The organism is Pseudomonas sp. MBLB4123 (genome assembly GCF_051904775.1).
GTDB lineage: Bacteria > Pseudomonadota > Gammaproteobacteria > Pseudomonadales > Pseudomonadaceae > Aquipseudomonas > Aquipseudomonas benzenivorans_B.
On the sequence record NZ_CP196711.1, the window covers coordinates 227,263 to 253,552 of the forward strand.

The window sequence follows — 26,290 nt, forward strand, 5'->3', positions numbered from 1 at the left end:
TTCCTTTTCGTGGGCTCAACGGGCTCAAGTGTAGCCAAGGATTCAGGCGACGCTCGGGCTTGCTGTCGAACTCAGCAAGGAGCAACCACAATGGCTCTCAAAAAAAAAGAAACGCCGGAGTTTGACGTCGACGATGAAGTTCTCCTGATGGAGCCCGGCATTGTTCTGGACGGCGGGCCGAGCAGGGAGACGCCAGCGCCGGCCTCTCGCGCTAAGGCCAAAAGTTCTACCAGCAGCAAGCAGCACAAGTACATCGACTACACCCGGGCGCTCGACGCCACTCAGCTGTACCTCAACGAAATCGGCTTCTCCCCCCTGCTGACTCCCGAGGAGGAGGTGTTCTTCGCGCGCTTGGCGCAGAAGGGCGATCCCGCCGGGCGAAAGCGCATGATCGAGAGCAACCTGCGGCTGGTGGTGAAGATCGCCCGGCGCTACGTCAATCGCGGCCTGTCGCTCTTGGATCTGATCGAGGAGGGTAACCTCGGCTTGATTCGGGCCGTGGAAAAGTTCGATCCCGAGCGTGGCTTCCGTTTCTCGACCTATGCCACCTGGTGGATTCGCCAGACCATCGAGCGGGCGATCATGAACCAGACCCGCACCATTCGCCTGCCGATTCATGTGGTCAAGGAGCTCAACGTCTACCTGCGTGCCGCTCGCGAGCTGACCCAGAAGCTCGATCACGAGCCATCGGCAGAGGAGATCGCCAATCTGCTGGAGAAGCCGGTGGGCGAGGTCAAACGCATGCTGGGCCTGAATGAGCGGGTCTCCTCGGTGGATGTGTCCCTCGGCCCGGACTCGGACAAGACCCTGCTCGATACCCTGACCGACGACCGCCCGACCGACCCCTGCGAGCTGCTGCAGGACGATGATCTTTCGCAAAGCATCGACCAGTGGCTGTCAGAGCTGACCGACAAGCAGCGCGAGGTGGTGGTGCGTCGGTTCGGCCTGCGCGGTCATGAGAGCTGCACCCTGGAGGAGGTCGGCCAGGAGATCGGTCTGACCCGCGAGCGGGTACGGCAGATCCAGGTCGAGGCACTCAAGCGCCTGCGGGAAATCCTGGAGAGCAATGGCTTGTCGAGTGATGCATTGTTCCAGTAGGCAGGCGCTAATCAAGGAACCCGGCCGAGGCCGGGTTTTTTGTGTGCGCTCATGTAAGTCATTGCTTACAGCTTGTGTAAGCGATTGCGGGAAAGTGTCGCGTGCTAGTAGCTCTTGAAGCCTGGGTTAATTAGTTAAGTTATTGATATATAAGTATTTTATATTTATGTGGGGCCATGCGTCGTGGGGCCTGGCACGTTTCCACTGGCTTGTAGCTGTCCCGCAAGGCGCTAATATCACACCTGTGTCGAGGGACAGGCACGGGTCGCTAAGGATGGTGGCCAGGACAATCGCAGGATGCGATTTCATCAGGACGATGAGCTGGGAAATAAAGGGAATAGGGACAAAAGAGTGGGCGGGTTATCCCGCCCCTTTTTTTGCCCGCAGGAAAGCAAAAGACCCGCACATGGCGGGTCTTTTTATGGGCGCTGGAAAGGTTTCAGCGTTCCAGGTGCTGCAGCTTGTCCTTCACGCCGTCCCACTCCTCGGCATCGGCCAGGGCGTCCTTCTTCTCGGTAATGTTCGGCCAGACCTCGGCCAGGTCGGCGTTCAGCTCGATGAACTCTTGCATGTCCTCCGGCACCTCGTCCTCGGAGAAGATCGCCTGGGCCGGGCACTCCGGCTCGCAGAGGGCACAGTCGATGCACTCGTCCGGGTGGATCACCAGGAAGTTCGGGCCTTCGTAAAAGCAGTCGACGGGGCAGACTTCCACGCAGTCGGTGTATTTGCACTTGATGCAGTTGTCGGTAACGACGAAGGTCATGGTTCGATTCTCTCCTCGGGCGGCGGCCTGGCCCGGTCTGTGCCGGGCTTGCAGGCGTTCGTTATTGGCCGCGGCTCAGGCTTTAAACCGGGCAGTCATAAAAATGCGCGCGATTCTAACAGTTTGTACGGGTCTGCGTTAGACGCGTGTCTTCCATGTATATAACAGTTCAAGCGCCTGGCGCGGCGTCAGATCATCCGGATTGATCCTCGACAATTCCTCCAGCAGGGGGTGGGGCAGGCTGGCGAACATATCGCTTTGCAGGGGGGCAGCGGCCTGTCCCGGCGCTTGTGCCGGTAATTCGTGGGGCAGGCTGGTGGTTTCCAGGCGCGCCAGATGCTCGCGGGCGCGGCCGATCACCTCGCCGGGCACGCCGGCCAGCTGCGCCACGGCCAGGCCATAGCTCTGGCTGGCCGGGCCGGGCAGCACATGATGCAGGAACACGATGCGCTCGTTGTGCTCGGTGGCATTGAGGTGCACGTTGGCGACGATCGGCTGGCTCTCCGGCAGCACGGTCAGCTCGAAGTAATGGGTGGCGAACAGGGTATAGGCGCGCAGTTTGGCCAGCTGCTCGGCGGCCGCCCAGGCCAGCGACAGGCCGTCGAAGGTGCTGGTGCCGCGGCCCACCTCGTCCATCAGCACCAGGCTGTGCTCGCTGGCGTTGTGCAGGATGTTGGCGGTCTCGCTCATCTCCACCATGAAGGTCGAGCGGCCGCCGGCCAGGTCGTCGCTCGAGCCGATACGGGTGAAGATGCGGTCGACCGGCGACAGCTCGCAGCTGGCCGCCGGGACGAAACTGCCGATGTGGGCGAGCAACACTATCAGTGCCGTCTGGCGCATATAGGTGGACTTACCGCCCATGTTCGGCCCGGTGATGATCAGCATGCGCGTCGCATCGTCCAGGCTCAGGTCGTTGGCCACGAAGGGTGTGGTCAGCACCTGCTCGACCACCGGATGGCGGCCCTGCTCGATGCGCATGCAGGGCTCGTCGACGAAGCGCGGGCGGTTGAGGTCCAGATTCAGGGCACGCTCGGCCAGGTTGCTCAGCACGTCCAGCTCGGCCAGGGCGGCGGCGCTGTCCTGCAGCGGCGCCAGGTGTCCGATCAGCTGCTCCAGCAGGGCCTCGTAGAGCATCTTCTCGCGGGCCAGGGCACGGCTCTTGGCCGACAACGCCTTGTCCTCGAACTCCTTGAGTTCGGGGGTGATGAAGCGCTCGGCGCCCTTGAGGGTCTGGCGGCGGATGTAGTCGGCGGGAGCCGATTCGGCCTGCTTGCTCGGCAGTTCGATGTAATAGCCGTGCACGCGGTTGTAGCCGACCTTGAGGTTGGCCAGACCGGTGCGGGCCTTCTCCCGGGTTTCCAGGTCCATCAGGTACTGGCCGGCGTTCTCGCTGAGGGCCTGCAGCTCGTCCAGCTCGGCGTCGTAGCCAGTCTTCAGTACCCCGCCCTCGCGGATCACCGCCGGCGGGTTGTCGATGATCGCCCGCGCCAGCAGGTCCGCCAGCTCCGGGTAGGTGGCGACGGTGGCAGCCAGCTCGCACAGGTGCGGGGCCTCCAGCTGACTCATCGCCTGTTGCAGCTGCGGCAGCGCCGCCAGGGCATCGCGCAGGCGGGCCAGGTCGCGGGGGCGGGCGTTGCGCAGGCCGATACGGGCGAGGATGCGCTCCAGGTCGCCGATCTCCTTGAGTTGCGGCTGCAGGGTCTCGAAGCGATAGTTTTCCAGGAAACAGGCGATGGACTCCTGGCGTGCCTCCAGCACCGCGCGGTCGCGCAGCGGGCGGTTCAGCCAACGGCTGAGCAGGCGGCTGCCCATGGCGGTCTGGCAGCGGTCGACCACCGACTGCAGGGTGTTGTCGCGGCCGCCGGCGAGGTTGATGTCCAGCTCCAGATTGCGCCGGCTGGCGCCGTCGAGTATCACCGTGTCGTCGAGGCGTTCATGGCGCAAGCTGCGCAGGTGCGGCAGGGCGGTGCGCTGGGTTTCCTTGGCGTAGCCGAGCAGACAGCCGGCGGCGCCGATGGCCAGGGTCAGGTTCTCGCAGCCGAAGCCCTTGAGGTCCTGGGTGCCGAACTGCTGACACAGGCTCTTGTGCGCCGAATCGCGCTCGAAGTCCCAGGGCGCGCGGCGCCGGGCGCCGCGGCGCTTCTCGGCCGGCAGGCCCTGGGGCCAGTCGTCGGGAATCAGCAGCTCGACCGGGTTGAGCCGTTCCAGCTCGGCCAGCAGGTTTTCCCAGCCCTTGATCTCCAGCACACTGAAGCGGCCGCTGGTGATGTCCAGCACCGCCAGGCCGAACAGGCGCTCGTCGCCCAGCACGGCGGCCAGCAGGTTGTCGCGGCGCTCGTCGAGCAGGGCCTCGTCGCTCACCGTGCCGGGGGTGATGATGCGCACCACCTGGCGCTCGACCGGGCCCTTGCTGGTGGCCGGGTCGCCGACCTGTTCGCAGATCACCACCGACTCGCCGAGTTTGACCAATTTGGCCAGGTAGCCTTCGACCGAGTGGAAGGGGATGCCGCACATCGGAATGGCCTGGCCGGCGGACTGGCCGCGGGCGGTGAGGGTGATGTCGAGCAGCTTGGCGGCCTTCTTGGCGTCCTCGTAGAAGATCTCGTAGAAGTCGCCCATGCGGTAGAACATCAGCTGGTCAGGGTGCTGATTCTTCAACTTCCAGTACTGTTGCATCATCGGGGTGTGGGCGCTGAGATCGCTTTGGCTCATCGTTCTGGACTGTCCGGCTGAATCGCAAAAGCGCCTAGTGTAGGGTATCCCCCTTGCCCGTTTCACCCCGGAGTAGCGATGACTGTGGATGATCGAGAGCTGACCCGCCTGGCCGCCGAGCTGGGGGCGCGACTGCTGGCCGCCAGGGAGCAGGTGAGCACGGCCGAGTCCTGTACCGGCGGCGGCATCGCCGAGGCCATTACCCGGATTCCCGGCAGCTCGGCCTGGTTCGAGGCCGGCTACGTGACCTATTCCAACGCGCAGAAGAGCAAGCTACTGGGCGTGGCCGAGGACCTGTTCGGCACGGTGGGGGCGGTCAGTCGCGAGGTGGTCGAGGCCATGGTGCGTGGCGCCCAGGCCGCCAGTGGCGCGCGTTATGCGGTTGCGGTCAGTGGCGTGGCCGGTCCGGACGGCGGTTCGCCGGACAAGCCGGTGGGCACCGTCTGGCTGGCCTGGGGCGACGGCGGGCAGCTGTTCAGCCGGCGTCGGCAGTTCGTCGGCGACCGTGCCCAGGTGCGCCGACAAACGGTCGAGGCCGCCCTAGAGGGGCTGCTGCGCCTGTCGGCGAAAGAAAATCCGGGGGCGGGGTAGGCGGGCGACTTGCCCTATGGAATAATACTGTCTACTTATACAGTTGTTGGCCGTCAGGCCCTCTTGATCACGTGAGGACTTCAATGGACGAGAATAAGAAGCGCGCCTTGGCGGCTGCCCTGGGCCAGATCGAAAAGCAGTTCGGCAAGGGCGCGGTGATGCGCATGGGCGATCACGAGCGCCAGGCGATTCCGGCCATCTCCACCGGCTCGCTCGGCCTGGACATCGCCCTGGGTATCGGCGGCCTGCCGAAGGGCCGCATCGTCGAGATCTACGGTCCTGAGTCCTCGGGCAAGACCACCCTGACCCTGTCGGTGATCGCCGAAGCGCAGAAGCTCGGCGCCACCTGCGCCTTCGTCGACGCCGAACACGCGCTGGACCCGGACTACGCCGGAAAGCTCGGCGTGAATGTCGACGACCTGCTGGTGTCGCAGCCGGACACCGGCGAGCAGGCCCTGGAGATCACCGACATGCTGGTGCGCTCCAACGCCATCGACGTGATCATCGTCGACTCCGTGGCGGCCCTGGTGCCCAAGGCGGAAATCGAGGGCGAGATGGGCGACATGCACGTGGGCCTCCAGGCGCGCCTGATGTCCCAGGCGCTGCGCAAGATCACCGGCAACATCAAGAACGCCAACTGCCTGGTGATCTTCATCAACCAGATCCGCATGAAGATCGGCGTGATGTTCGGCAGCCCGGAGACCACCACCGGCGGCAACGCCCTGAAGTTCTACTCCTCGGTGCGCCTGGACATCCGTCGCACCGGCGCGGTCAAGGAAGGCGACGAGGTGGTCGGCAGCGAGACCCGGGTCAAGATCGTCAAGAACAAGGTGGCACCGCCCTTCCGCCAGGCCGAGTTCCAGATCCTCTATGGCAAGGGCATCTACCGCAACGGCGAGATCATCGACCTCGGCGTGCAGCTCGGCCTGCTGGAGAAGTCCGGCGCCTGGTACAGCTACCAGGGCAACAAGATCGGCCAGGGCAAGGCCAACTCGGCCAAGTACCTGGAGGACAATCCAGACGTGGCGCGCACCATCGAAGGTCTGATCCGCGAGAAGTTGCTGGTCTCCAGCACTCCGGCCAAGGCCGCCGCCGACGATCTGGCCGAAGTCGACGCCTGATCGCCCCGCTGGGCGGCCATAGCAGCAGGGCGTAGCGCATGTCCGTGATCCTCGACAATCCGTTGGCGGTACGTCGTGCCGCGATGGATCTGTTGGCGCGTCGGGAGCATGGCCGGGTCGAGCTGACGCGCAAGCTGCGCCAGCGCGGCGCCGCCGTCGAGGCGATCGAGGCGGCTCTCGATCGCCTGGCCGAGGAGGGCTTGCTGTCCGAGGCCCGCTACCTGGAGAGTTTCATCGACCATCGCGCGCGGGCCGGTTACGGCCCGCAGCGGATCCGTGAGGAGCTGACCCAGCGGGGCCTGGCTCGGGCGGAGGTCGAGCAGGCGCTACGCGACAGCGGCATCGACTGGAGCGAGCGGCTGCAGGAAACCTGGCAGCGCAAGTTCGCCGGCAAGTTACCGGGCGACGCCCGCGAACGGGCCCAGCAGGGGCGCTTTCTCGCCTATCGTGGCTTCTCCCTTGAGTCGATCGGGCGCCTGCTGCGTGGCGTGGAGGACTAAGCCGGCAAGCGCCTAGTCGCGGCGCCGGTCGAAGTTCCTCGCGTGGCGCAAGGCTGCGTCCAAGCGCTTACGAATGGCCTAGCCCGGCAGCTTGCCTGTGGCGGGGAGAGCTAGGCGCGGCTCCTGATCCCCCCGCCTCCGCTGTCGAGCGTGCCAGGCAGCGTCAGGCGTTCTTCGCCCAGCTCTGTGGCAAGTTGATGAAGTTCAGCAGCTCGCGCAGGCGGCCATGGTCGCGTCCATTGAAGGCGAAGGCCAGGCGCGTCAGATGATGCAGCTCCGGCTCGTCTTGCTCCAGCACCGAGGGTGGCTGTTGCTGGAAGCCGCCGCCCGTGCACAGGTCGGCGTAGTCGTGGTTCAGCTGCCCCAGGGCTGCCTCACTGAGCGGATGGTTGAGGCGGATGACGAAGTGTCCCTTCAGCCAGCGGCTGGAGTGGAAGTTGCGGTAGAACCGGGCGATCTCCTCGGCCGCTTCGTCGGCGCTGTGCACCAGGTGCATCAGATTCAGGTCGCTGGGCAGGATGTAGCCGTGAGCCAGCACCTGCTTCTCGATAAAGGCCAGGTGTTCCTGCCAATAGCTGCCGCCGGGCTGGTCCAGCAGCACGACCGGTACCAGCGGGCTCTTGCCGGTCTGGATCAGGGTCAGCACTTCCAGGGCCTCGTCCAGGGTGCCGAAGCCCCCCGGGCAGAGCACCAGGGCATCGGCTTCCTTGACGAAGAACAGCTTGCGCAGGAAGAAGAAGTGGAACGACAGCAGGTTGCCGCTGCCTTCCACCGTGGCATTGGCGCCTTGTTCGAAGGGCAGGGTGATGTTGAAGCCGAGGCTGTTTTCCAGGCCGGCGCCTTCGTGAGCGGCGGCCATGATGCCGCCGCCGGCGCCGGTCACCACCATCAGGTCGTAACGCGCCAGGGTCGCGCCCAGCTCCCGGGCCAGGCCGTACAGAGGGTGGTCGAGCGGGGTGCGCGCCGAGCCGAACACCGTGACCTTGCGCCGTCGCTTGAATTGTTCCAGCGTGCTGAAGGCGTGCTCCATTTCGCGCAGGGTCTGCAGCATGATCTTGGCGTCCCAGCGATTGCGGTCGGCCTGGGCCATGCGGATCACCGTGATGAGCATTTCCCGGTACAGCGGCAGGTTGGGGCTGTCCGGGGGCACGACCAGTGTGGTGAGCTCCTCCACCTTGCTGGTCAGGTCGATGCCACTGGTCTGGAAATGCCGAGACAGATAGTCGTCCGATTCGTAAGGCATAGAACGTCTCCTTTTTCTAATACGGACCGGGTCGTATCGATTCCCTGATGCGCCCGCTCCTGACCAAGAGTATGGCTGGGTCGGGGCGCTTTGGCAGGATGGCATCGAGCGGGAGGGGGCGAGCCGGCGCGTCCTGCCGGGCTGCCTGTACGGTCTCACAGGGCGACCTGTTGGCCGGGCTCGGGAATGTGGGCGGCCCATTGCAGGCGTTCGCGCAGTGCCTGCTGCAACGCCTGCATCTTCTCCAGTTCGCCGTGCACCAGGTACAGCTCCGGGCGCTGGGCGAAGTGGCTGATCCAGTCCAGCAGCTGCGACTGGCCGGCGTGGGCAGAGAAGCCACCGAGGGTATGTACCCGGGCCTTCACCGCGATGCCTTGGTGCAGCACCTTCGCCGTGGTCGCACCGTCGACTATGGCGCGGCCCAGGGTGCCTCTGGCCTGGAAGCCGGGGAACAGCAGATGGCAATCGCTGCGCCAGAGGTTGTGCTTGAAGTGGTGAACGATGCGTCCGCCGTTGCACATGCCGCTGCCGGCGATGATGATCGCGCCGCTCTTGATCCGGTTGATCGCCATGGACTCGTCGGGGGTCGGCGTGCAACGCAGGATCGGCAGCCAGTCCTCGGCGCGCCTGACGTGCCTGGCCTCGATCTCCGCCTGGTGGGCCCGGTCGAACTGTGCGTGGTAGCAGGCGTAGATGACGTTGGCGCGGATAGCCACGGGGCTGTCGAGGAATACCACCTGCTGCGGCAGGCGACCTTCCTGGTAGAAACGTCCGAGGTAGTAGAGCAGGTCCTGGGTGCGGCCGACGGCGAAGGAGGGGATCAGCACATTGCCGCCATCCTGGTGAGCCTGCTGCAGAATCGCCGCCAGTTCGTCGAGCGTTTCGCCGTTGTTGCGATGATCGCGATCGCCGTAGGTGGACTCGAGCAGCACCAGGTCGGCGCGGTCCAGCGTGGCCGGGTCGCACATCAAGGGCGAACAGCTATTGCCCAGGTCGCCGGAGAACACCAGCCGGCGGGTCAGCTGCTGGTCCTGCACTTCGAGCTCGACTATCGCGGAGCCTAGGATGTGCCCGGCATCATGGAAGCAGACCTGCATGCCCTCGGCCACTTCCCGCGTTTCACCATAGTCCAGCGGTCGGCGCAGCTTGAGGGTTCGTTCGGCATCCCGGAGGGTGTACAGCGGTTTGACCGGCGGCTTGCCCTGGCGCATCCGCCACTTGCTTTCCCATTCGGCGTCCTTTTCCTGAATATGCGCCGAGTCCAGCAGCATCAGCTCCATCAGTTCGCAGCAGGCCTGGGTGGCGAAGATGGGGCCGCGGTAGCCTGCCGCGACCAGGCGCGGCAGCAGGCCGCTGTGATCGAGGTGGGCATGGGAGATGATCACGGCGTCGAGGCCGGCGGGCTCGAAGGGGAAGGGCGCGCGGTTGCTGTCCTCTTCTTGGCGGCGGCCCTGGTGCATGCCGCATTCGAGCAGGACCCGCACGCCGTCGCGGCTTTCGATCAGGTAGCAGGAGCCGGTGACCTGTCGAATGGCACCGAGAAAGCTGAGTAGCGCCATGACCCACTCCTCGCACGTGCCGGGAAAGGATGACGACAGCTTGCCGCGCGTTTTCCTGGCACGCCTTGATCCACATCAGTCCAGGCGCCGTTCGGCTCCCCAGGACGGGGGGCGTTACGGCAGGCCGCAATCGGCCTTGGCAAAGCGCTCGCTGGTGACCGGGCGATTGCTCTGGTATTCGCTGAACTGGTAGCGCAGCACCGCACCCTGGGCCAGCAGGCGGCGGAACCCGGTATTGCGGCACACGCTGTCGGCCAGCTGCGTCCGCACCGTGTCGGGATTGCCGCGCATCTGCGCGGCATGGCGGGCGCGCACGCTGAGGTGGTTGATCAGTTCGTTGCCTTCGACCGTGTAGCCGCGATCGAGGATGTCGGTATTGATGGCGCGCGGTGTGCCCTGGCTGCTTTGCCGGGCGACCTGTTCCAGCATCTTGGTCAGCTCATGGTTGTTGAGCGAGGCGGCCTGGGTGCCGAAGGGCAGGAGCAGGGCGAGGGTCAGGGCGGTAGGGCGCAGCATCGGGGGGCTCCGGAAAGGGGACGAGGGTTGGACCGGCAGGGGCTGGCAGAGGTTCAGCCACGGCGCCTTCAGTCGTGGGATGCACGCCGATGGGCGGTGGCTTTGCTAGACTGCCGCGCCCGTCGGACCAGGATCAAGTATGGCGTCCTTTAGATGTTCCCAGGCGTTGCCGCGATGAGCCACGCCGTTGCCCGTTTGCGCGCCGCTCGGATCGCGCGCAGCGTCAAACCCTTCGTGGCACGCGGCTCCCGCGCGGTGCGCTGCGCGAGTTGCCGGCTGATTCCGAGCCACTGCATCTGCGCCTGGCGGCCGCGAGTCGAGGCGCAGTCGGCCGTGTGCCTGCTGATGCACGATGTCGAGGCGCTCAAGCCGAGCAACACCGGCTGGCTGATCGCCGATGTGCTGGCCGATACCACGGCCTTCGGCTGGTTGCGCACCGAGGTCGATCCGGCCCTGCCGGCTCTGCTGAGCGAGCCGCATTGGCAGCCCTATCTGGTCTTCCCCGGTGAGTATGCCGCGCCGCAGCGGGTGACCGGCGAGGTCGAGGTGGCGCCGGGCAAGCGGCCGTTGTTCGTGCTGCTCGATGCGACCTGGACCGAGGCGCGCAAGATGTTCCGCAAGAGCCCCTACCTCGACAGCCTGCCGGTACTGAGCTTCAAGCCGGAGCAGTTGTCGCGCTATCGCCTGCGCCGCTCCACCCGGGGCGACCACCTATGCACCGCCGAGGTAGCCGCCCTCTGTCTCGAGTTGGCCGGCGACCGGCGCGCCGGCGAGGCGCTGGGCGCCTATCTGGATGTGTTCAGCCAGCATTATCTGGCGGCTAAGAGGCAGCGCGCGATTGATGCCGATGACCCACTGCATCGGCGCTTGCGGGCGTTTCTGTGAGGGGCGGCGACTTTCTCGGCCACAGCTGCGCCAGCAGCATGCCGCCGAACATCAGGGCGCAGCCGAAATAGCCGCGTAACTCGAGCGATTCGCCGAGCATCAGGGCGCCGGCGATGGCGGCGAACACCGCCTCCAGGGAGAGGATGATTGCCGCGTGGGAGGCGATCGCGTGCTTTTGCGCCACCACCTGCAGGGTGAAGCCGATCGCCACGCCGAACAGGCCGCCGTAGAGGATCGCCGGCCCGGCGGCGATGATGCCGTCCAGGTGAATTTCCTCGAACAGCACCGCCAGCAGCAGGCTGATCAGCGCGCAGGTGACGAACTGCACGACGGCCAGGCGCAGCGGGTCGTGCCGTCCGGCAAAGAAACCGACCAGCAGCACATGGACCCCCCAGACGCAGGCGCCGGCCAGTTGCAGCCAGTCGCCGGAGGCGACCTGGAAGCCCTCGCCGACGCTCAGCAGGAACATGCCGGCCACCGCCAGGCAGGCGCCCAGCCAGATGCCCAGGCCGGTCTTGTGGCCGACCAGCAGGCCGAGCAGCGGTACTATGATCACGTACAGGCCAGTGATGAAGCCGGAGTTGGTCACGCTGGTGAACAGCAGGCCGACCTGCTGCAGGTTGATGCCCAGGGCCAGCGCCAGGCCCATCAGCCCGCCGCCGAGCAGTAGCTGGCGATTCACGGGGGGCAACGGAGCGCTGCGCGAAAGTCGTTGCAGCACCGGCAGCAGGGGTAAGAGGACCAGGGCGGCCAGGGCGAAACGCAGGCCGCTGTAGAGGAAGGGGCCTACTGCGTCCATGCCCAGGCGTTGCGCGACGAAGGCCGAGCCCCAGATCATGGCGGTCAGCAGCATCAACAGGTCGGCGCGCAGGGCGTGGCTTCGCATGGCAGGGTTCTCGCTGGGCAAAGCCCCAGACTGTGCCGCAAAGCGTCGCGCTTGACCACCCCGGCATCGCTCGGCATGCTGGGCGCCGCCTCAGGCGCCGGAGCGACCTTGGCCACTGCCGTGTGGCACTGACCCAGGCTTGTCTCCTGAGCGTCGCGTGTGCGTCTGTGACAGACGCCGCCGTGGGGACTCACATAACAAGAACAGGATCTGCCGATGGCCACCTATGAAATCCTGATAGCCGACGATCATCCGTTGTTCCGCAGCGCCCTGCAGCAGGCGCTGACCCTGGGTCTGGGACCGGAGGTGCGGCTGGTGGAGGCCGCCAGCATCGCCGAACTGGAAGCGTGCCTGACGACCAAGGCCGACTGGGACCTGGTACTGCTCGATCTGAATATGCCCGGCGCCTACGGCTTCTCCGGCCTGGTGTTGCTGCGCGGACAGTACCCGCAGGTCCCCGTGGTGATGATCTCGGCCCAGGAGGACGCCGCCGTGGTGGCGCGTTCGCGGGAGTTCGGCGCCAGCGGCTTTATCCCCAAGTCCAGTCCCCTGGAAACCATCCAGCAGGCCGTGCGTCAAGTGCTCGACGGCGATGTCTGGTGGCCACCGCAGTCCGAGGAGGCGGCGGCCGTTTCGGCCGAGGCCAAGGCCGCCAGCGAGGGGCTGGCCAGCCTGACGCCCCAGCAGTTCCGGGTGTTGACCATGGTCTGCGAGGGGCTGCTGAACAAACAGATCGCCTACGAGTTGAGCGTCTCCGAGGCCACCGTGAAGGCCCATGTCACGGCGATCTTCCGCAAGCTGGGGGTGCGCACCCGTACCCAGGCGGCGTTGCTGCTGCAGCAGCTGGAGTCCATTCCCAGCGGCTGAGCCGCACCTCAACCCGGCTCGACCAGATTCGGCAGCACGATCTCGTGGCTGCGCCTGACCCCGGCGGTCAGCGCCCGGCACTGGACGAGGAACTCGCGCATGGCGGCGGTCTGATACTTCTGTTTGTGCCAGATGAAGTAGAACTGCCGGCGCAGATCCAGGGTCGGCGTTTCCACCGCCACCAGGCTGCCGCGGCGGAAGGCGTCGCGCAGGGCCAGGCGCGAGATGCAGCCGATACCCAGGCCCGACTCCACGGCGCGCTTGATCGCCTCGGTATGTTCCAGCTCCAGGCGGACATTCAGCGAGGCCGGGTGGTGGCGCATGGCCTGGTCGAAGGTCAGGCGCGTGCCGGAGCCCTGCTCGCGGAGAATCCAGGCCTCCCGGGTCAACTCCTCCAGGCCCGCCTCACGGCGTAGCGCCAGCGGATGCTGGGGGGCGCAGAACACCACCAGCTCGTCCTCCACCCAGGGCTGCACCTCGATATCCGGATGCTGGCAGTCGCCCTCGATCAGCCCCAGGTCCAGTTCGTAATGGGCGATCTGCTGGACCACGTGGGCAGTGTTGTGCACCTGCAGCCTCACCCGGCACTCGGGGTGACGCTGCATGAAGGTGCCGATCAGCAGGGTCGCCAGGTAATTGCCCACGGTCAGGGTGGCGCCGACATCCAGCGAACCGAAGCCACTCTTGCCGGCCAGCAGGCGTTCGATCTCCTTGGCCTGGTCGAGCAGGGCCACCGCCTCGGGGAGCAGCTGGCGACCCAGGGCATTGAGGCGCAGGCGCTTGCCGGAGCGGTCGAACAGTTGGCAGCCCGATTGCCGTTCCAGCTCGCTCAGCGAGGTGCTGGTGGCCGATTGCGACAGGGCCAGTGCCTCGGCCGCGCGTGACACGCTTTCCTGTTGGGCGGCGATGACGAACACATGAAGCTGTCTAAGCGTAAATCGCATATCTATATAACCGATAAGCCATATCAGAATTATCCACTTAACAGATATTCTGCGCCCGCCTAGAATGCCGCGCAATCACCCGCATCGGGTATCTGAGCCTTCGAGGAAGCCAGCATGAGCAATCTGAACGTCGAGCGCGTGCTCAGCGTCCACCACTGGAACGACACCCTGTTCAGTTTCAAGACCACCCGCAGTGCGGGCCTGCGATTCGAGAACGGTCAGTTCGTGATGATCGGCCTGCAGCAGGACAACGGTCGCCCGCTGATGCGCGCCTACTCGATCGCCAGCCCGAACTACGAGGATCACCTGGAGTTCTTCAGCATCAAGGTGCCGGACGGCCCGCTGACCTCCAAGCTGCAGCACCTCAAGCCAGGCGACGAGCTGATGGTCAGCCGCAAGCCCACCGGGACCCTGCTGCTGGACGACCTGCTGCCGGGCAAGCACCTCTACCTGCTCAGCACCGGCACCGGCCTGGCCCCCTTCATGAGCGTGATCCAGGACCCGGAGACCTACGAGCGCTACGAGAAGGTGGTGCTGGTGCACGGCGTGCGCTACGTCAACGAGGTGGCTTATCGCGAGTTCATTACCGAGCATCTGCCGCAGAACGAGTACTTCGGCGACGCCCTGAAGAGCAAGCTGATCTACTACCCGACCGTGACCCGCGAGGAGTTCGAGAACCAGGGCCGGCTGACCGACCTGATGCGCAGCGGCAAACTGTTCCGCGATATCGGCCTGCCGCCGATCAACCCGCAGGACGACCGCGCGATGATCTGCGGCAGCCCGAGCATGCTCGACGAGACCAGCGCCGTGCTGGACGGCTTCGGCCTGAAGATCTCGCCACGGCTGGGCGAGCCGGGCGACTACCTGATCGAGCGCGCCTTCGTCGAGAAGTAAGGCCGACGCGTTCTACCCACTATAAGGCTCGCTTCGGCGAGCTTTTTAGTGGGTGCTGTATTCGTTCGACCTATGACCCGCTCAGGGCCGTAGCGGCCTCTGGAGCGATCTGCACGGCGTTGCCGCCGCGCTTTTTCGCCAGGTACATGGCGTTGTCGGCGTATTGCAGCAGTTGCTGCGTGTCGCCCGCGTGGTGCGGATAGAGCGCCACGCCGATGCTGGGGGGGACGTACAGGCTATGCTCGTCCAGCTCGAAGGGGGGGGTGAGGGCCAGGCGAATCTTCTCGGCCACCGCCATGACCTGCTCCGGCGAGTGGATTTCCTCGAGCAGCACCACGAACTCATCACCGCCCAGGCGGGCGGCCGTATCCGTTTGCCGAATGCACGACTGCAGGCGCAGGGCGACCTGTTGCAGCAGTCGGTCGCCGACGGCGTGACCGTGGTTGTCGTTGACCTGCTTGAACCTGTCCAGATCGAGGAACAGCAGGGCCAGTTGCGCCTGGTCGCGACGCGCCCGGGCCAGAGCGAGATGCACGCGGTCGTACAGCAGGGTGCGGTTGGGCAGCCGCGTGAGCGGATCGTATTGCGCCATGAACTGCAGGCGGCCGAGCATCTTCTGGTGCTCGATGGCGGCCGCCACCTGGGTCGAGACGTACTGCAGCAGCTCCTGATCCCGTTCGCCGTAGCGCATGCCCGGGTCACGGCTCTGCACGATCAGGGCACCGATGATGCCCTTGCGCGCGTTCAGCGGCACGCCCAGCCAGTGGCCTGCGTCGCCGGCGTTTTCCGGCGTCGGCGAATGCCGCAGCGTCTGCCCGTTGCGGATGATGGGGGCGCTGAGACTGAGCGGGTCCGGTTGCGGCGATGCGCTGGCCCGTGGGCGTTCGCCCGCCTGGTAGGCGACGCTCAGCCGCTCATCTTGCTCGTCGCGCAGCACCACGGTGAAGTTGCTGGCCGGCAGCAGCTCGCCGATGATCCGCTGCACCCGCTGGAAAAGGCCGAGCAGATCCTCGGCGGAGTGCGCCGCCTCGGAGATGGCATAGGTGGCTGCCAGCATCGACTCGCCGCGTTTGCGCTCGGTGATGTCGCGGGCGACGGCGATGCGTACCTGCTCCTCCTCCGACCAGCGTGCCGACCACATGATGTGGGCAATCTGGCCGTCCTTGCGTACATAGCGGTTCTCGAAGTGCGGCTTGCTGTGGCCCGCCATGATCTCCCGGGCCGCCTGCAGCGTCATGGCGCGATCCTCGGGGAACACCAGGTCGATCACGGCCCGGCCGAGCAGTTCCTCGGGGGCATAGCCGAAGATGCGTTCGCAAGCGGCACTGACGAACACGAAGTGCCCTTCTCGATCGACGACGCAGATGGCATCGAGCAGGAGGTCGATGACGTTGCTGCTCGGCAAGTAAGGCGGTTTCTTCATTGCGCAACCATCGCGTTCTGACTGCTGGACATCGGCACGGGGCCTGCGCACAGGCGCATGATGTTTAGAGCAACCTTAGACGCCGGCCGCTGGCTGTGGAAGCAATACTTCTCGCGAGGCGTGCGCAGAGCAAACTGGGCCCCCGGCAGTGCTCTGCAATCCGTCACATGGGGCTGGTGCCGGGCGGCAACGGCCCGAGGGCAGATGCCGTCGCGTAAACGGGGGCCTATGAGCTGAAATGCTGGCCGGAAACTGCCGGGTGGTAGATCGGCTGCACCTTGTTGCCGGCCGGGTCGAGCAGGTGGAAGCTGCGCGCGCCGTCGCCATGGTCGAAGGGACGGTCCAGCAGGGGCACGCCCCGGTCCTTGAGGTACAGGTACCAGGCCTCCAGCTCCTCGACGCTGTCGACGATGAAGCCGAAGTGGTCCATCGCCTGGGGGCCCTGGCTGTCGCCACGGGCGCGGCCGAGGGAGAGGTTGTCGTTGCCGCAGGTCAGGTAGACCAGATCGGGACTGGCGCGATGCAGCACCTGCATGCCGAGGATATCGACGTAGAAACGTTCGCAGGCTTCCAGGTCGCGCACCTGCAGGGCCAGATGGCGCAGGCCGTTGAGGCGTCCGGGGCGTTCGAGCATTTATCTGTACTCCAATTTGTATACAATAAATAGTCAATATAAGACAAAAAGGATGCGACAGTGTACTGCCTATTGCTCAAGACCCGACTCAAGCCCGGCTGCTTCGATGCCTTCATGGCGGCCATGGGCGTCAACGCGGCGGCCTCGGTGCGTGACGAGCCGGGCTGCCTGGCCTTCGACCTGCTGCGTGACCGCAGCGATCCCCACCTGGTCTGGCTCTATGAGGTCTACCTCGACGAGGCGGCGTTCGAGGCGCATATGCAGAGCGCGCACTTCCTCGCCAGCCGGCCGCTGGTCGAGCCGCTGATCCTCAGCCAGGAGGCCATCGAGGCGGATGTGCTGGCGCTCAACCCGAGGCGCTAGGCGCCGGCGCTCGTCGCCACCACTTCCAGGACGCGGATGCGGCCGGGCTCGGGGTAGTGCCAGCGCACGTCGACATCCCAGAAGGCGGCGCCGTAACGCCGCTGCGCGGGCGGCACCTGATAGGCGGGGCGGGGGTCCTGGGCCAGGCACTGCTCGATCAGCTCGACCAGCGGCTCGCCCAGGCGTTGGCCGTGCGCACGGGCCTGGAGCAGCGCCGCTTCCTGCCAGTCCACGGCGATGGGCTGTGGCGCGCTGTCGGCGATGGCGTTGACCGCGTCGCCGACGCAGTCGGCATAGGGCACGTAGGGCTTGATATCCAATATCGGCGTGCCGTCCAGCAGATCGATGCCCGAGAGCCAGAGGCGGCCCGGCTCGACCCGATCCAGCTTGACCACCGACTGACCGATACCGTTGGGCCTGTGGGTGGCGCGGCTGGCGAACACGCCGAGCGACTGATTGCCGCCCAGGCGCGGTGGGCGCACCTTCAGCCGCGGCTTGTCTTCCAGTGCCTGGTGGAACAGGAACAGCAGCCAGACATGGCTGACCCGCTCCAGGCCTTGCACCGCCTCGCCCTGGTCGAAGGGCGGCAGCAGTTCCAGAACCCCGCGGGCGGCCGGCGCCAGCTGCGGCTGGCGCGGGATGGCGAACTTCTCCTTGAAGCAGGAACGCAGGAAACCTATGGGCGATACGGCGTAGGACATGGGCGGGTGGTCGAAGGCGGGGGTGCCCATCTTACCTGCTGCGCGCCGTGACCTTAAGCACCGGCTAAGCGAGCAGTAGCGCCGCGCCGGCGGCGAGCATCAGCAGCCCGGCGCATCGCCCCAGCCAGAGGCCCTGGGGCAGGGTCTTCTCCAGCAGCACATAGACGCCGATCGCCGCCACCCACAGCAGGTTCATCACCCCCACCACGAACAACAGGCCCATCAGCGCCCAGCAACAGCCCAGGCAGTAGGCGGCATGCTCCAGGCCCATGCGCCAGCCGCCGGCGATGCCGGGACGCCAATGAGCCATGAGAAACAGCACCGGGCCGCGGCAGTGGGCCAGGCAGGCGGCCTTGCTCGGCAACCACTGGTAGGTGCCGGCAGTCAGCAGCAGCGCGGCGCCGAGCCAGCGGCTGTTGCTGCGCAGCTGCGGGTCGAGCAGGGCGAGCTGCTCCAGGCTCCATTGCAGGGCGGTGGCGAGCAGGCCGAAGGCGCCCCACAGCAGCAGATAGGCCAGGCCGAACAGCAGCAGGGCCAGCTGGCGCGCCGGCGGGTCCAGGTACTTGCGCAGCATCTGCTGGTACAGCAGGAACATCGGCAGGGCGCTGGGCAGCATCATGCCGACCATCATCACCGCCCACATGGCCAACATCAGCAGGGCATCGTCGGGGCCCCAGGGCGTCGGAGTCACGGTCATGGCGGCCATGCCCGCCATCGAGGCCATGTCTGCGGCCATGCGCAGCAGTATCGCCCAGGCCAGGGCCGTCAGCGCCAGCAGGCACAGCAGGCTGAGCCACTGTTCGCGCTGCAGTGGCCAATGGGGCAAGCGCCGTCGCAGCGCTTCGCCGGGCGCCTCGGGCCGTCCGCATGCGTTCAGCGCACCACTCCCTGCCCGGTGAAGTGCAGGCGGGCGAAGTGGCCGTGACCCTGCTGCGACCGGATCTCGATCGCGCCCTGGGTGCGGTAGCTGCCGCTGGCCATCTGCGCCTCGGTGAACTCGAAACCGTTGGGCAGTACCAGGCGCGCCTCCTGGGGCTGGCCGCTGACCGGGTTGCGGATGGGTTCGCCCCAGGCCTCCAGCACCCCGGGAATGCGGGTGCGCGCCTCGCGCTTGTCGACGTCGACGCTGAATTCGATGGGCACGAACTGCGGTTCGTACAGCTCGCCGAGGGTGCTGGCGAATACCGAGAACACCGTGGCGCCGGGCTCGGTGTCCTCGCCGGCGAGAATCCGCAGCAACGCCTGGCGTTGCTCGGCTGTGGCCCGTTCCTCGATAAACAGCTGGCAGCGGCCATTGCCCTCGTGAATGGCCTTGGGCCAGGCGAAGGTGCCGACCCAGCACAGACCGTCGAGCTTGACGTCTTCGTAGTGCCCCTGGTCGATACGCATCGACACCACGGCCTCGCAGTTGCCGTGGCTGGGCAATGCGCTGAATTGGCAGGGGCAGCCCCAATTGCAGTTGCAGGTAGCAAATTCGACGCCCTGCATGCGCCAGTCAGCCATGCTCATGGCTGTCCTCCTTGCCGTATCGAACGGCTCGAGGTGCGATGAACCCCATCTAGAAGGTTAGCAACGGCGCAGCGTCCGGCGGGCGCGGCGGACTAGCGGCTGCCGCGGGGAGCGGGGCCGAGCAGGGATCGGCCTCGACGGCCTGCGGAGAGGGCCCGGGCCTGCGATTCAGCCGCGCAGGCGCAGGGTCAGGCCCCGGAGGAAGTTGCGCAGGAACTGGTCGCCGCAGGGGCGGTAGTTGCTGTGACCGGCCTTGCGGAACAGCGCGCTCATCTCCGGCTTGGACACCGGACAGTCGACGCTCTGCATGATCGCGTGCATGTCGTCTTCCTTCAGCTCGAAGGCCACCCGCAGCTTCTTCAGCACCATGTTGTTGGTCACCGGCAGCTCGAAGGGCTGCGGCGGGCGGCTGTCGTCCTTGCCGCGCTTGAAGTACACCAGGCCGTCGAGGAAATGCGCCATCAGTTCGTCGTCGCAGGCCTGAAAGCCTTCCTCGTCGTCCTTCTTCAGCACGGCGCTGACCTGGTTCGCGGCGACCTGCAGGCCGCCGAGTCGAATGATATCGGCCATCTGCGCGTCGCCGAGGTCGAGGCTGTAGCGCAGGCTGCGCAGTACATCGTTGTTGAGCATGGGAAGATCCTGGGAAATAAGAGGGGCCGCCGCGCTCTGCGCAGCGGCGGCGAAAGCGCGGTGTCTAGAAGCGTTCCTTGGCGGCCAGGTAGCGCCACTGGCCGGCGGGCACCTTGGCCATCGGCACGCCGCCGATGCGGATGCGTTTGAGCCCCAGCACCTTGAGGCCGAGGCTGTTGCACATGAACACGATCTGCCCGGGCTGGGGGTTCTTCAGGGCGAAGCGCAGGCGGGTCTCGCTTTGCCAGCTGACCTTGCAGGGCGGCAGCGGCGCGCCGTTGAGGCTCAGGCCGTGATTGAGGCGCTTGAGCTCGGCGGCGCTGAGCTGGCCACTGACCTCGACCACGTACTCCTGCTCCAGCTTGCTCAGGTCTTCCCGCAGCTTGCGCTCGACGCGCCAGTCCTGGGTCAGCACGTGCAGGCCGTCGGCGCCGGCCTGCAGCGGGATGCAGGGGGTCAGGCGGGCGAAATGGCCCTTCAGCGGGCGCAGGCCGGAGGCATCGTCCGGCCAGTGATTGGCCACGCCGAGCGTCTCGACAGCACTCGCCGGGGCGTGGCCGCTGGGCACATGCAGCAGCAGGGTGGCCGGCTCCAGCGGCGCGGCGACGGCATCCGGGAGCAGTTCGATTTGCTGATCCAGCACCTTGAACTGCGGCTCGTCCACCACTTCGCCGTCGACCCGCACCCAGCCGCCCTGGATATACAGCTCGGCCTCGCGGCGCGAGCAGCCGACCAGTTCGATCAGGCGCTTGGACAGGCGAATGGGGTCGGTCATGGCAGGCTCGGCGGCAAGGGGAGGGCGGCCATTGTAACCGCCCGGGGCGGCGGCACGCGGATAAAAAAACCGCTCCGAGGAGCGGTTTTCTGACTGCCGGCCGGTTCAGCCGCCGAGGTAGGCGTCGCGTACCTTGGGGTTGGTCAACAGCTCCTGGCCGCTGCCCTGCATGACGATCCGCCCGTTCTCCAGCACATAACCGCGATCGGCCAGCTTGAGCGCCTGGTTGGCGTTCTGTTCGACCAGGAAGATGGTCACGCCGTCCTTGCGCAGCTGCTCGATGATGTCGAAGATCTGCTGGATGATGATCGGTGCCAGGCCCAGGGAGGGCTCGTCGAGCAGCAGCAGCTTGGGCGTGCTCATCAGCGCGCGGCCGATGGCGAGCATCTGCTGCTCGCCGCCGGACATGGTGCCGGCACGCTGGGTGAGGCGCTCCTTCAGGCGCGGGAACAGGTGCAGGACCTTGTCCATCTGCTCGCGGAACTCGTCCTTGGCGGTGAAGAAACCGCCCATCACCAGATTCTCCTCGACGGTCAGGCGGGCGAACACCCGGCGGCCCTCGGGGACGATGGCGATGCTCTTGCGCATGATGTCGGGGGTGTCCTGGCCGACCAGCTCCTCGCCCTGGTAGCGGATGCTGCCGCTGGTGGCCTGGGGGTTGCCGCACAGGGTCATCAGCAGGGTCGACTTGCCGGCGCCGTTGGCGCCGATCAGGGTGACGATCTCGCCCTGGCGCACCTCGACGCTGACGTCGTGCAGGGCCTGGATCTTGCCGTAGAAGGTGGAAACCTTGTCGAAAGTCAGCATGCTTACGCCTCCCCCAGATAGGCTTTGATCACGTCGGGGTTGTCGCGGATCTGCTCCGGCGTACCGTCGGCCAGGGGCGTGCCCTGGTTGATCACATAGATATGGTCGGAAATGCTCATGACCAGCTTCATGTCGTGCTCGATCAGCAGCACGGTGACGTTGTGCTGGTTGCGCAGCAGGCCGATCAGCGCCTTGAGGTCGTCGGTCTCCTTGGGGTTGAGGCCGGCCGCCGGCTCGTCGAGCATGAGGATGCGCGGGCGCGTCATCATGCAACGGGCGATCTCCAGGCGGCGCTGCTGACCGTAGGCCAGGGTGCCGGCCGGACGGTTGGCGAACTCGGTCAGGTTGACCCGTTCCAGCCAGTGCGCGGCGTATTCCATGGCCTGGCGCTCGCTCCTGCGGAAGCTCGGGGTCTTCAGTAGGCCGGCGAGGAAGTTGGTGTTGAGGTGGCGGTGCTGGGCCACCAGCAGGTTCTCCACCGCGGTCATTTCCTTGAACAGGCGCACGTTCTGGAAGGTACGCACCACGCCCTTGTGGGCGATCTTGTGGCCCGGCAGGCCCTCGATCTGCTCGCCGTTCAGGCGGATGCTGCCGCTGGTGGGTTGGTAGAAACCGGTCAGGCAGTTGAATACGGTGGTCTTGCCGGCGCCGTTCGGACCGATCATCGACACCACCTGCTTCTCGTCGACTTTCAGGCCCACCCCGTTGACGGCCAGCAGGCCGCCGAAGCGCATGGACAGGCCGCTTACTTCTAGGATCGGGCGGCTCATGGTTTCAGCTCCAGGTGCGGGCGCTGCATGGGCAACAGCCCCTGCGGACGCCAGATCATCATCAGTACCATCAGCGCGCCGAACATCAGCATGCGGTACTCGTTGAACTCGCGGGCCAGTTCCGGCAACAGGATCATCACCACCGCGGCGAGGATGATCCCCAGCTGCGAGCCCATGCCGCCCAAAACGACGATGGCGAGGATGATCGCCGACTCGATGAAGGTGAAGGACTCCGGGGTCACCAGGCCCTGGCGCGCGGCGAAGAAGCTGCCGGCGAAACCGGCGAAGCAGGCGCCCAGGGTGAAGGCCGAGAGTTTGATCACGGTGGGGTTCATGCCCAGCGCGCGGCAGGCGATCTCGTCTTCGCGCAGGGCCTCCCAGGCCCGGCCGATCGGCATGCGCAGCAGGCGGTTGATCACGAACAGGGTGAGCAGCACCAGCAGCAGGGCGATCAGGTAGAGGAAGATCACCTTGTTGATCGACTGGTAGGCAACCCCGAAGAACTCATGGAAGGTCTGCAGGCCCTCTTCGGCGCGGCGCTCGAAGGACAGGCCGAACAGGGTCGGCTTGTCGATGTTGCTGATGCCGTTGGGGCCGCCGGTCAGCTCGGTCATGTTGCGCAGCAGGATGCGGATGATCTCGCCGAAGCCGAGGGTGACGATGGCCAGGTAGTCGCCGCGTAGGCGTAGCACCGGGAAGCCGAGGATGAAGCCGAAGAACGCCGCCATCAGGCCGGCGATCGGCAGGCACACCCAGAAGCCCAGGCCGTAGTAGTGCGACAGCAGCGCATAGCTGTAGGCACCCACCGCGTAGAAGCCGACGTAGCCCAGGTCGAGCAGGCCGGCCAGGCCGACCACGATGTTCAGGCCGAGGCCGAGCATCACGTAGATCAGGATCAGCGTGGCGATGTCCACCGCGCCGCGGCTGCCGAAGAACGGCCAGGCCAGGGCGACCAGGACCAGGGCGAGCACCGCCCAGCGTTGCGTAGCCGGTTGGGTGAGGAAGTCGCTGGCCTGGCTAGGGACCTTCGGCAGGCTGGGTGCGCTGGACCAGGCGGTGCCGATCCGGTCGCGCAGCAGCTGCCAGAAGAACATGGCGATGGCGCAGGCGGCGATGGTCCAGAGCACGGCCGGACTGGCGCCCTGCACCTGCAGGCTGATGCCCACGGTGGTCAGCTTCAGGCCGATCACCGGATAGGCCACGGCGACTACCAGCAGGGCACTGAAGAACGCGGTCTTGAGGTTACTGCGAATAGACGGGTTCATACCTTTTCAACCTCCGGACGGCCGAGGATACCGGTCGGGCGGAACAGCAGGACCAGCACCAGCAGGCTGAAGGCCACCACGTCCTTGTACTGGTCGCCGAAGATATCGGCGCCGAAGGCCTCGGCCACGCCCAGCACCAGGCCGCCGAGCATGGCGCCAGGGATGCTGCCGATGCCGCCGAGTACCGCGGCGGTGAAGGCCTTGATGCCGGCGAGGAAGCCCAGGTGCGGGTTGATCACGCCGTATTGCATGCCCAGCAGCACCGCGGCCACGGCGGCCAGGGCGGCGCCGATGACGAAGGTCAGGGCGATGATGTTGTTGGTGTTGATGCCCAGCAGGTTGGCCATCTTCAGGTCTTCGGCACTGGCGCGGCAGGCGCGGCCGAGGCGCGAGCGGGCGATGAACAGGGTCAGGCCGACCATCGCCAGGAAGGTGACGACGAAGATCAGTACCTGGGTATAGGAGATCACCACGCCGTTCATGGTGCTTTCACCGAACACGAAGTTGCCCGGCAGCGGGTTGGGGATGGCCTTGTCCTTGGAGTCCTGGGCCAGCAATACCTCGTTCTGCAGGAAGATCGACATGCCGATCGCCGAGATCAGCGGGATCAGGCGGTTGCCGCCGCGCAGCGGACGGTAGGCGACCCGTTCGATGCTGTAGCCGTAGGCGCTGCAGACGATGATGCTGGCGGCGAAGCCGGCGATCATGACCAGTGGCAGGCTGTCCAGGCCGAACATGGCGAGGGCGGTGATGGCGATGAAGGCTACGTACGAGCCGATCATGTAAACCTCGCCGTGGGCGAAGTTGATCATGCCGATGATGCCGTAGACCATGGTGTAGCCGATGGCGATCAGGGCATAGGTGCTGCCAACGGTCAGGCCGTTAACCAGCTGTTGCAGGTAGTGATAAAGATCAGGCATTGCCTAACTCCTGGGTCAGCACGCACGGCGGCGCTTGTGGCGCAGCATGAGACCGGAATTCTTCTAATAAACAAAACCCACTGCGGTTGCAGTGGGCTTTGGGTTCAGGCGGGACGCTTACTTGGCTTCGGACTTGGTGCCGTCCTGGTGCCATTCGTAGACCACGAAGCTGAAGTCCTTCAGGTCACCCTTCTCGTCGAAGGCCAGGGTACCGGTCGGGGTGTCGAAGCTGTTGGCGCGCAGGGCTGCGGCGACCTTGGCGGTGTCGGTGGCGCCGGCCTTCGCGATGCCTTCGGCGATGACCTGCACGGCGGCATAGGCCGGGAACACGAACGGACCGGTCGGGTCCTGGTTCTTGGCCTTGAAGGCCTCGACCAGCGCCTGGTTCTTCGGATCCTGGTCGAAGGACTTCGGCAGGGTCACCAGCAGGCCCTCGGAGGCCGGGCCGGCGATGGCGGAGATTTCCTTGTTACCCACGCCTTCCGGACCCATGAACTTGGCCTTCAGGCCCTTCTCGGACGACTGGCGCAGCAGCAGGCCCAGCTCGGGGTGGTAGCCGCCGTAGTAGACGAAGTCCACGTTGGCCTGCTTGAGCTTGGAGATCATCGCCGAGAAGTCCTTGTCGCCGGCGTTGATGCCTTCGAACAGGGCGACCTTCACGCCCTTGCCTTCCAGGGTCTGCTTGACCGCGGTGGCAATGCCTTCGCCGTATTGCTGCTTGTCGTGGATGACCGCGACGCTTTGCGGCTTGATGTGGTCGGCGATGAAGTTGCCGGCGGTCGGGCCCTGCAGGCTGTCCAGGCCGATGGTGCGGAACACCAGCTCGTAGCCGCGGGAGGTGATGTCCGGGCTGGTGGAGGCCGGGGTGATCATCAGGATGCCTTCGTCTTCGTAGATGTCGGACGCCGGCTGAGTGGAGCTGGAGCACAGGTGGCCAATGACGAAGCTGACCTCGTCGTTGACGATCTTGTTGGCCACGGCCACGGCCTGCTTCGGATCGCAGGCGTCGTCGTACTTGATGCCTTCGAGCATCGCGCCGTTCACCCCGCCGGCCTTGTTGATCTGCTCGATGGCCATCTCGGCGCCGATGAATTGCATCTCGCCGTACTGGGCGACGGCGCCGGTAACCGGACCGGCCATGCCGATCTTGATGGTGTCGGCCGCGACCGAGTAGCTGGCGACGCCGGCCATGGCCATGGCGGCAAACAGTTTGGAAATCTGCTTAGTAGCCTTGTTCATAGTGCTCCACTCTTATGGTTCTTCATTGTTGTAGTTCTGGCGGCCAAAGCTGCAGAACCGGGTTGTTTCCCCGGCTGTACCCCCGGCAACTGTACCGGTGCAGTGTAGAGCGCCGGTTCGCGCCTTGAAAAGCTGGCTGCTGGGGGCAAAACAGCAGGGTGTCGCTTAAGTGCAAGGAATGTATAGAAAAGCGGCGTGCCTCGACAGCCTCGGCCAACGTCCGGCGCGCTTGCCTGAGCGGTGACCGGCGCTATCATGGCCGCCGACTGAAATCCGGCATCCACGACAGGCACACCATGACTGAACAACCTAGCACCCTATATGCCAAGCTGCTTGGAGAAACGGCCCCTATTCGTTGGCAGGAGCTGCAGCCTTTCTTCGCCCGGGGCGCGCTGCTGTGGGTCGAAGGGGCCCAGGACCTGGTCGCAGTGGCCGAGGCCGTGGCCGAGAATGACCAGGCCCGAGTCGCCGGCTGGTTGCAGGGCGGCCTGCTGCGCAAGGTCGACGATGGTCTCGCCGCGGATCTGCTGGCACGGGACCCGCAGCTCTGGGCCGTGGTCGTGGCCCCCTGGGTACTGGTGCAGGAGCGCGCCGAACGCCCGACCTGAGTCCGCGTAGCGGACGGACTGGGCGGCAGGCTGAGCGGCGAGCGACTATGCTCGATGCTGATTCGCA

Annotated in this window: 28 protein-coding genes; 9 read left to right on the forward strand and 19 right to left on the reverse strand. The window is 65.8% G+C overall.

Going from position 1 to position 26,290, the window contains the following annotated elements:
* The first annotated feature begins 90 nt into the window (after positions 1-90).
* Positions 91-1,098, forward strand: coding sequence for an RNA polymerase sigma factor RpoS (gene rpoS, locus ACSX1C_RS01080; RefSeq protein WP_318642862.1), 1,008 nt, complete (start codon positions 91-93; stop codon positions 1,096-1,098).
* Positions 1,099-1,537: 439 nt separating this feature from the next.
* Here the strand turns inward: rpoS and fdxA are convergent, their stop codons facing one another.
* Together fdxA and mutS are read right to left on the reverse strand one after the other, a co-directional pair.
* A complete protein-coding gene (gene fdxA / locus ACSX1C_RS01085; RefSeq protein ID WP_021441853.1) occupies positions 1,538-1,861 on the reverse strand; it encodes a ferredoxin FdxA in 324 nt (107 codons plus the stop codon).
* 138 nt (positions 1,862-1,999) lie between these two features.
* A complete protein-coding gene (gene mutS / locus ACSX1C_RS01090; protein WP_439887866.1) occupies positions 2,000-4,573 on the reverse strand; it encodes a DNA mismatch repair protein MutS in 2,574 nt (857 codons plus the stop codon).
* Positions 4,574-4,651: 78 nt separating this feature from the next.
* Here mutS and ACSX1C_RS01095 point away from each other — a divergent pair, with 78 nt between their 5' ends.
* The 3 genes from ACSX1C_RS01095 to recX all read left to right on the forward strand — a co-directional run bounded on the left by ACSX1C_RS01095 (position 4,652) and on the right by recX (position 6,785).
* Entirely contained in the window at positions 4,652-5,164 is a 513-nt protein-coding gene (locus ACSX1C_RS01095) for a CinA family protein (RefSeq protein ID WP_439887867.1), read from the forward strand.
* 83 nt (positions 5,165-5,247) lie between these two features.
* The gene (recA, locus tag ACSX1C_RS01100; protein WP_439887868.1) at positions 5,248-6,285 is read left to right on the forward strand and encodes a recombinase RecA; all 1,038 of its coding nucleotides are present in this window, start codon (positions 5,248-5,250) and stop codon (positions 6,283-6,285) included.
* 38 nt (positions 6,286-6,323) lie between these two features.
* On the forward strand, positions 6,324-6,785 hold the full coding sequence (gene recX / locus ACSX1C_RS01105) for a recombination regulator RecX (protein WP_439887869.1): 462 nt from the start codon (positions 6,324-6,326) through the stop codon (positions 6,783-6,785).
* A 163-nt stretch (positions 6,786-6,948) separates the two neighbouring features.
* Here the strand turns inward: recX and ACSX1C_RS01110 are convergent, their stop codons facing one another.
* The 3 genes from ACSX1C_RS01110 to ACSX1C_RS01120 all read right to left on the reverse strand — a co-directional run bounded on the left by ACSX1C_RS01110 (position 6,949) and on the right by ACSX1C_RS01120 (position 10,103).
* Positions 6,949-8,028, reverse strand: a complete 1,080-nt coding sequence (locus ACSX1C_RS01110) for an LOG family protein (RefSeq protein ID WP_318642854.1) — start codon at positions 8,026-8,028, stop codon at positions 6,949-6,951.
* Positions 8,029-8,183: 155 nt separating this feature from the next.
* The gene (locus ACSX1C_RS01115) at positions 8,184-9,587 is read right to left on the reverse strand and encodes an MBL fold metallo-hydrolase RNA specificity domain-containing protein (protein ID WP_439887870.1); all 1,404 of its coding nucleotides are present in this window, start codon (positions 9,585-9,587) and stop codon (positions 8,184-8,186) included.
* A gap of 114 nt (positions 9,588-9,701) precedes the next feature.
* Positions 9,702-10,103 carry a quorum-sensing-regulated virulence factor family protein gene (locus ACSX1C_RS01120; protein ID WP_439887871.1) on the reverse strand — a complete coding sequence of 134 codons (402 nt, stop codon included), beginning with the start codon at positions 10,101-10,103 and terminating at the stop codon, positions 9,702-9,704.
* Positions 10,104-10,277: 174 nt separating this feature from the next.
* On the opposite strand from ACSX1C_RS01120, the gene ACSX1C_RS01125 reads away from it, so the two are divergent.
* Positions 10,278-10,988 carry a tRNA-uridine aminocarboxypropyltransferase gene (locus ACSX1C_RS01125; protein WP_439887872.1) on the forward strand — a complete coding sequence of 237 codons (711 nt, stop codon included), beginning with the start codon at positions 10,278-10,280 and terminating at the stop codon, positions 10,986-10,988.
* Here ACSX1C_RS01125 and ACSX1C_RS01130 read toward each other — a convergent pair.
* Positions 10,924-11,874 carry a DMT family transporter gene (locus tag ACSX1C_RS01130; protein ID WP_439887873.1) on the reverse strand — a complete coding sequence of 317 codons (951 nt, stop codon included), beginning with the start codon at positions 11,872-11,874 and terminating at the stop codon, positions 10,924-10,926. The genes ACSX1C_RS01125 and ACSX1C_RS01130 overlap by 65 nt on opposite strands.
* Positions 11,875-12,090: 216 nt before the next feature.
* Between ACSX1C_RS01130 and erdR the strand changes: the two genes are divergently transcribed.
* A complete protein-coding gene (gene erdR / locus ACSX1C_RS01135; protein ID WP_439887874.1) occupies positions 12,091-12,741 on the forward strand; it encodes a response regulator transcription factor ErdR in 651 nt (216 codons plus the stop codon).
* A gap of 8 nt (positions 12,742-12,749) precedes the next feature.
* On the opposite strand, the gene ACSX1C_RS01140 is transcribed toward erdR, so the two are convergent.
* The gene (locus ACSX1C_RS01140) at positions 12,750-13,685 is read right to left on the reverse strand and encodes a LysR family transcriptional regulator (protein WP_439887875.1); all 936 of its coding nucleotides are present in this window, start codon (positions 13,683-13,685) and stop codon (positions 12,750-12,752) included.
* 114 nt (positions 13,686-13,799) lie between these two features.
* On the opposite strand from ACSX1C_RS01140, the gene fpr reads away from it, so the two are divergent.
* On the forward strand, positions 13,800-14,579 hold the full coding sequence (fpr, locus tag ACSX1C_RS01145) for a ferredoxin-NADP reductase (RefSeq protein WP_439887876.1): 780 nt from the start codon (positions 13,800-13,802) through the stop codon (positions 14,577-14,579).
* Between the two features lie 70 nt (positions 14,580-14,649).
* On the opposite strand, the gene ACSX1C_RS01150 is transcribed toward fpr, so the two are convergent.
* Together ACSX1C_RS01150 and ACSX1C_RS01155 are read right to left on the reverse strand one after the other, a co-directional pair.
* The gene (locus tag ACSX1C_RS01150) at positions 14,650-16,002 is read right to left on the reverse strand and encodes a diguanylate cyclase domain-containing protein (protein ID WP_439887877.1); all 1,353 of its coding nucleotides are present in this window, start codon (positions 16,000-16,002) and stop codon (positions 14,650-14,652) included.
* A gap of 226 nt (positions 16,003-16,228) precedes the next feature.
* Complete coding sequence (locus ACSX1C_RS01155) at positions 16,229-16,636, reverse strand: VOC family protein (protein WP_439887878.1); 408 nt, start codon at positions 16,634-16,636, stop codon at positions 16,229-16,231.
* A gap of 60 nt (positions 16,637-16,696) precedes the next feature.
* Between ACSX1C_RS01155 and ACSX1C_RS01160 the strand changes: the two genes are divergently transcribed.
* Positions 16,697-16,999: a putative quinol monooxygenase gene (locus ACSX1C_RS01160; RefSeq protein WP_439887879.1), complete on the forward strand. Its 303-nt coding sequence runs from the start codon at positions 16,697-16,699 to the stop codon at positions 16,997-16,999.
* Here the strand turns inward: ACSX1C_RS01160 and tsaA are convergent.
* From tsaA to ACSX1C_RS01210, 10 genes are all read right to left on the reverse strand, one after another.
* Positions 16,996-17,700, reverse strand: coding sequence for a tRNA (N6-threonylcarbamoyladenosine(37)-N6)-methyltransferase TrmO (gene tsaA / locus ACSX1C_RS01165; RefSeq protein WP_439889461.1), 705 nt, complete (start codon positions 17,698-17,700; stop codon positions 16,996-16,998). The genes ACSX1C_RS01160 and tsaA overlap by 4 nt on opposite strands.
* Positions 17,701-17,764: 64 nt before the next feature.
* Positions 17,765-18,526, reverse strand: coding sequence for a DUF2182 domain-containing protein (locus tag ACSX1C_RS01170; protein ID WP_439887880.1), 762 nt, complete (start codon positions 18,524-18,526; stop codon positions 17,765-17,767).
* Between the two features lie 47 nt (positions 18,527-18,573).
* The gene (locus ACSX1C_RS01175) at positions 18,574-19,209 is read right to left on the reverse strand and encodes a DUF1326 domain-containing protein (protein ID WP_439887881.1); all 636 of its coding nucleotides are present in this window, start codon (positions 19,207-19,209) and stop codon (positions 18,574-18,576) included.
* 168 nt (positions 19,210-19,377) lie between these two features.
* Complete coding sequence (locus ACSX1C_RS01180) at positions 19,378-19,839, reverse strand: DUF1456 family protein (protein WP_439887882.1); 462 nt, start codon at positions 19,837-19,839, stop codon at positions 19,378-19,380.
* Between the two features lie 64 nt (positions 19,840-19,903).
* Positions 19,904-20,614, reverse strand: coding sequence for an rRNA pseudouridine synthase (locus ACSX1C_RS01185; protein ID WP_439887883.1), 711 nt, complete (start codon positions 20,612-20,614; stop codon positions 19,904-19,906).
* A gap of 105 nt (positions 20,615-20,719) precedes the next feature.
* Positions 20,720-21,421 carry an ABC transporter ATP-binding protein gene (locus tag ACSX1C_RS01190; RefSeq protein WP_439887884.1) on the reverse strand — a complete coding sequence of 234 codons (702 nt, stop codon included), beginning with the start codon at positions 21,419-21,421 and terminating at the stop codon, positions 20,720-20,722.
* A 2-nt stretch (positions 21,422-21,423) separates the two neighbouring features.
* Entirely contained in the window at positions 21,424-22,191 is a 768-nt protein-coding gene (gene livG / locus ACSX1C_RS01195) for a high-affinity branched-chain amino acid ABC transporter ATP-binding protein LivG (RefSeq protein WP_439887885.1), read from the reverse strand.
* Positions 22,188-23,456, reverse strand: coding sequence for a high-affinity branched-chain amino acid ABC transporter permease LivM (locus tag ACSX1C_RS01200; RefSeq protein WP_369958941.1), 1,269 nt, complete (start codon positions 23,454-23,456; stop codon positions 22,188-22,190). Before ACSX1C_RS01200 ends, livG begins: the two co-directional genes overlap by 4 nt.
* Complete coding sequence (gene livH / locus ACSX1C_RS01205) at positions 23,453-24,376, reverse strand: high-affinity branched-chain amino acid ABC transporter permease LivH (protein WP_213640805.1); 924 nt, start codon at positions 24,374-24,376, stop codon at positions 23,453-23,455. The genes ACSX1C_RS01200 and livH overlap by 4 nt, the downstream gene beginning before the upstream one ends.
* A gap of 117 nt (positions 24,377-24,493) precedes the next feature.
* Entirely contained in the window at positions 24,494-25,615 is a 1,122-nt protein-coding gene (locus ACSX1C_RS01210) for a branched-chain amino acid ABC transporter substrate-binding protein (RefSeq protein ID WP_439887886.1), read from the reverse strand.
* A 296-nt stretch (positions 25,616-25,911) separates the two neighbouring features.
* Between ACSX1C_RS01210 and ACSX1C_RS01215 the strand changes: the two genes are divergently transcribed.
* Positions 25,912-26,223, forward strand: coding sequence for a DUF2288 domain-containing protein (locus ACSX1C_RS01215; RefSeq protein WP_439887887.1), 312 nt, complete (start codon positions 25,912-25,914; stop codon positions 26,221-26,223).
* The last annotated feature ends 67 nt before the right edge of the window (positions 26,224-26,290 follow it).

Excerpts from the sequence above, each read along its gene's own strand:
- tsaA (WP_439889461.1), bottom strand. The coding sequence starts at position 17,700 with ATGTCCTACGCCGTATCGCCCATAGGTTTCCTGCGTTCCTGCTTCAAG.
- ACSX1C_RS01130 (WP_439887873.1), bottom strand. The coding sequence starts at position 11,874 with ATGCGAAGCCACGCCCTGCGCGCCGACCTGTTGATGCTGCTGACCGCC.
- ACSX1C_RS01200 (WP_369958941.1), bottom strand. The coding sequence starts at position 23,456 with ATGAACCCGTCTATTCGCAGTAACCTCAAGACCGCGTTCTTCAGTGCC.
- ACSX1C_RS01155 (WP_439887878.1), bottom strand. The coding sequence starts at position 16,636 with ATGCTCGAACGCCCCGGACGCCTCAACGGCCTGCGCCATCTGGCCCTG.
- ACSX1C_RS01190 (WP_439887884.1), bottom strand. The coding sequence starts at position 21,421 with ATGCTGACTTTCGACAAGGTTTCCACCTTCTACGGCAAGATCCAGGCC.
- ACSX1C_RS01150 (WP_439887877.1), bottom strand. The coding sequence starts at position 16,002 with ATGAAGAAACCGCCTTACTTGCCGAGCAGCAACGTCATCGACCTCCTG.
- ACSX1C_RS01140 (WP_439887875.1), bottom strand. The coding sequence starts at position 13,685 with ATGCGATTTACGCTTAGACAGCTTCATGTGTTCGTCATCGCCGCCCAA.
- recA (WP_439887868.1), top strand. The coding sequence starts at position 5,248 with ATGGACGAGAATAAGAAGCGCGCCTTGGCGGCTGCCCTGGGCCAGATC.
- ACSX1C_RS01210 (WP_439887886.1), bottom strand. The coding sequence starts at position 25,615 with ATGAACAAGGCTACTAAGCAGATTTCCAAACTGTTTGCCGCCATGGCC.
- recX (WP_439887869.1), top strand. The coding sequence starts at position 6,324 with ATGTCCGTGATCCTCGACAATCCGTTGGCGGTACGTCGTGCCGCGATG.
- ACSX1C_RS01095 (WP_439887867.1), top strand. The coding sequence starts at position 4,652 with ATGACTGTGGATGATCGAGAGCTGACCCGCCTGGCCGCCGAGCTGGGG.
- ACSX1C_RS01125 (WP_439887872.1), top strand. The coding sequence starts at position 10,278 with ATGAGCCACGCCGTTGCCCGTTTGCGCGCCGCTCGGATCGCGCGCAGC.
- ACSX1C_RS01215 (WP_439887887.1), top strand. The coding sequence starts at position 25,912 with ATGACTGAACAACCTAGCACCCTATATGCCAAGCTGCTTGGAGAAACG.
- erdR (WP_439887874.1), top strand. The coding sequence starts at position 12,091 with ATGGCCACCTATGAAATCCTGATAGCCGACGATCATCCGTTGTTCCGC.
- ACSX1C_RS01185 (WP_439887883.1), bottom strand. The coding sequence starts at position 20,614 with ATGACCGACCCCATTCGCCTGTCCAAGCGCCTGATCGAACTGGTCGGC.
- ACSX1C_RS01175 (WP_439887881.1), bottom strand. The coding sequence starts at position 19,209 with ATGAGCATGGCTGACTGGCGCATGCAGGGCGTCGAATTTGCTACCTGC.
- fpr (WP_439887876.1), top strand. The coding sequence starts at position 13,800 with ATGAGCAATCTGAACGTCGAGCGCGTGCTCAGCGTCCACCACTGGAAC.
- ACSX1C_RS01110 (WP_318642854.1), bottom strand. The coding sequence starts at position 8,028 with ATGCCTTACGAATCGGACGACTATCTGTCTCGGCATTTCCAGACCAGT.
- mutS (WP_439887866.1), bottom strand. The coding sequence starts at position 4,573 with ATGAGCCAAAGCGATCTCAGCGCCCACACCCCGATGATGCAACAGTAC.
- rpoS (WP_318642862.1), top strand. The coding sequence starts at position 91 with ATGGCTCTCAAAAAAAAAGAAACGCCGGAGTTTGACGTCGACGATGAA.
- fdxA (WP_021441853.1), bottom strand. The coding sequence starts at position 1,861 with ATGACCTTCGTCGTTACCGACAACTGCATCAAGTGCAAATACACCGAC.
- ACSX1C_RS01120 (WP_439887871.1), bottom strand. The coding sequence starts at position 10,103 with ATGCTGCGCCCTACCGCCCTGACCCTCGCCCTGCTCCTGCCCTTCGGC.
- livG (WP_439887885.1), bottom strand. The coding sequence starts at position 22,191 with ATGAGCCGCCCGATCCTAGAAGTAAGCGGCCTGTCCATGCGCTTCGGC.
- ACSX1C_RS01180 (WP_439887882.1), bottom strand. The coding sequence starts at position 19,839 with ATGCTCAACAACGATGTACTGCGCAGCCTGCGCTACAGCCTCGACCTC.
- livH (WP_213640805.1), bottom strand. The coding sequence starts at position 24,376 with ATGCCTGATCTTTATCACTACCTGCAACAGCTGGTTAACGGCCTGACC.
- ACSX1C_RS01115 (WP_439887870.1), bottom strand. The coding sequence starts at position 9,587 with ATGGCGCTACTCAGCTTTCTCGGTGCCATTCGACAGGTCACCGGCTCC.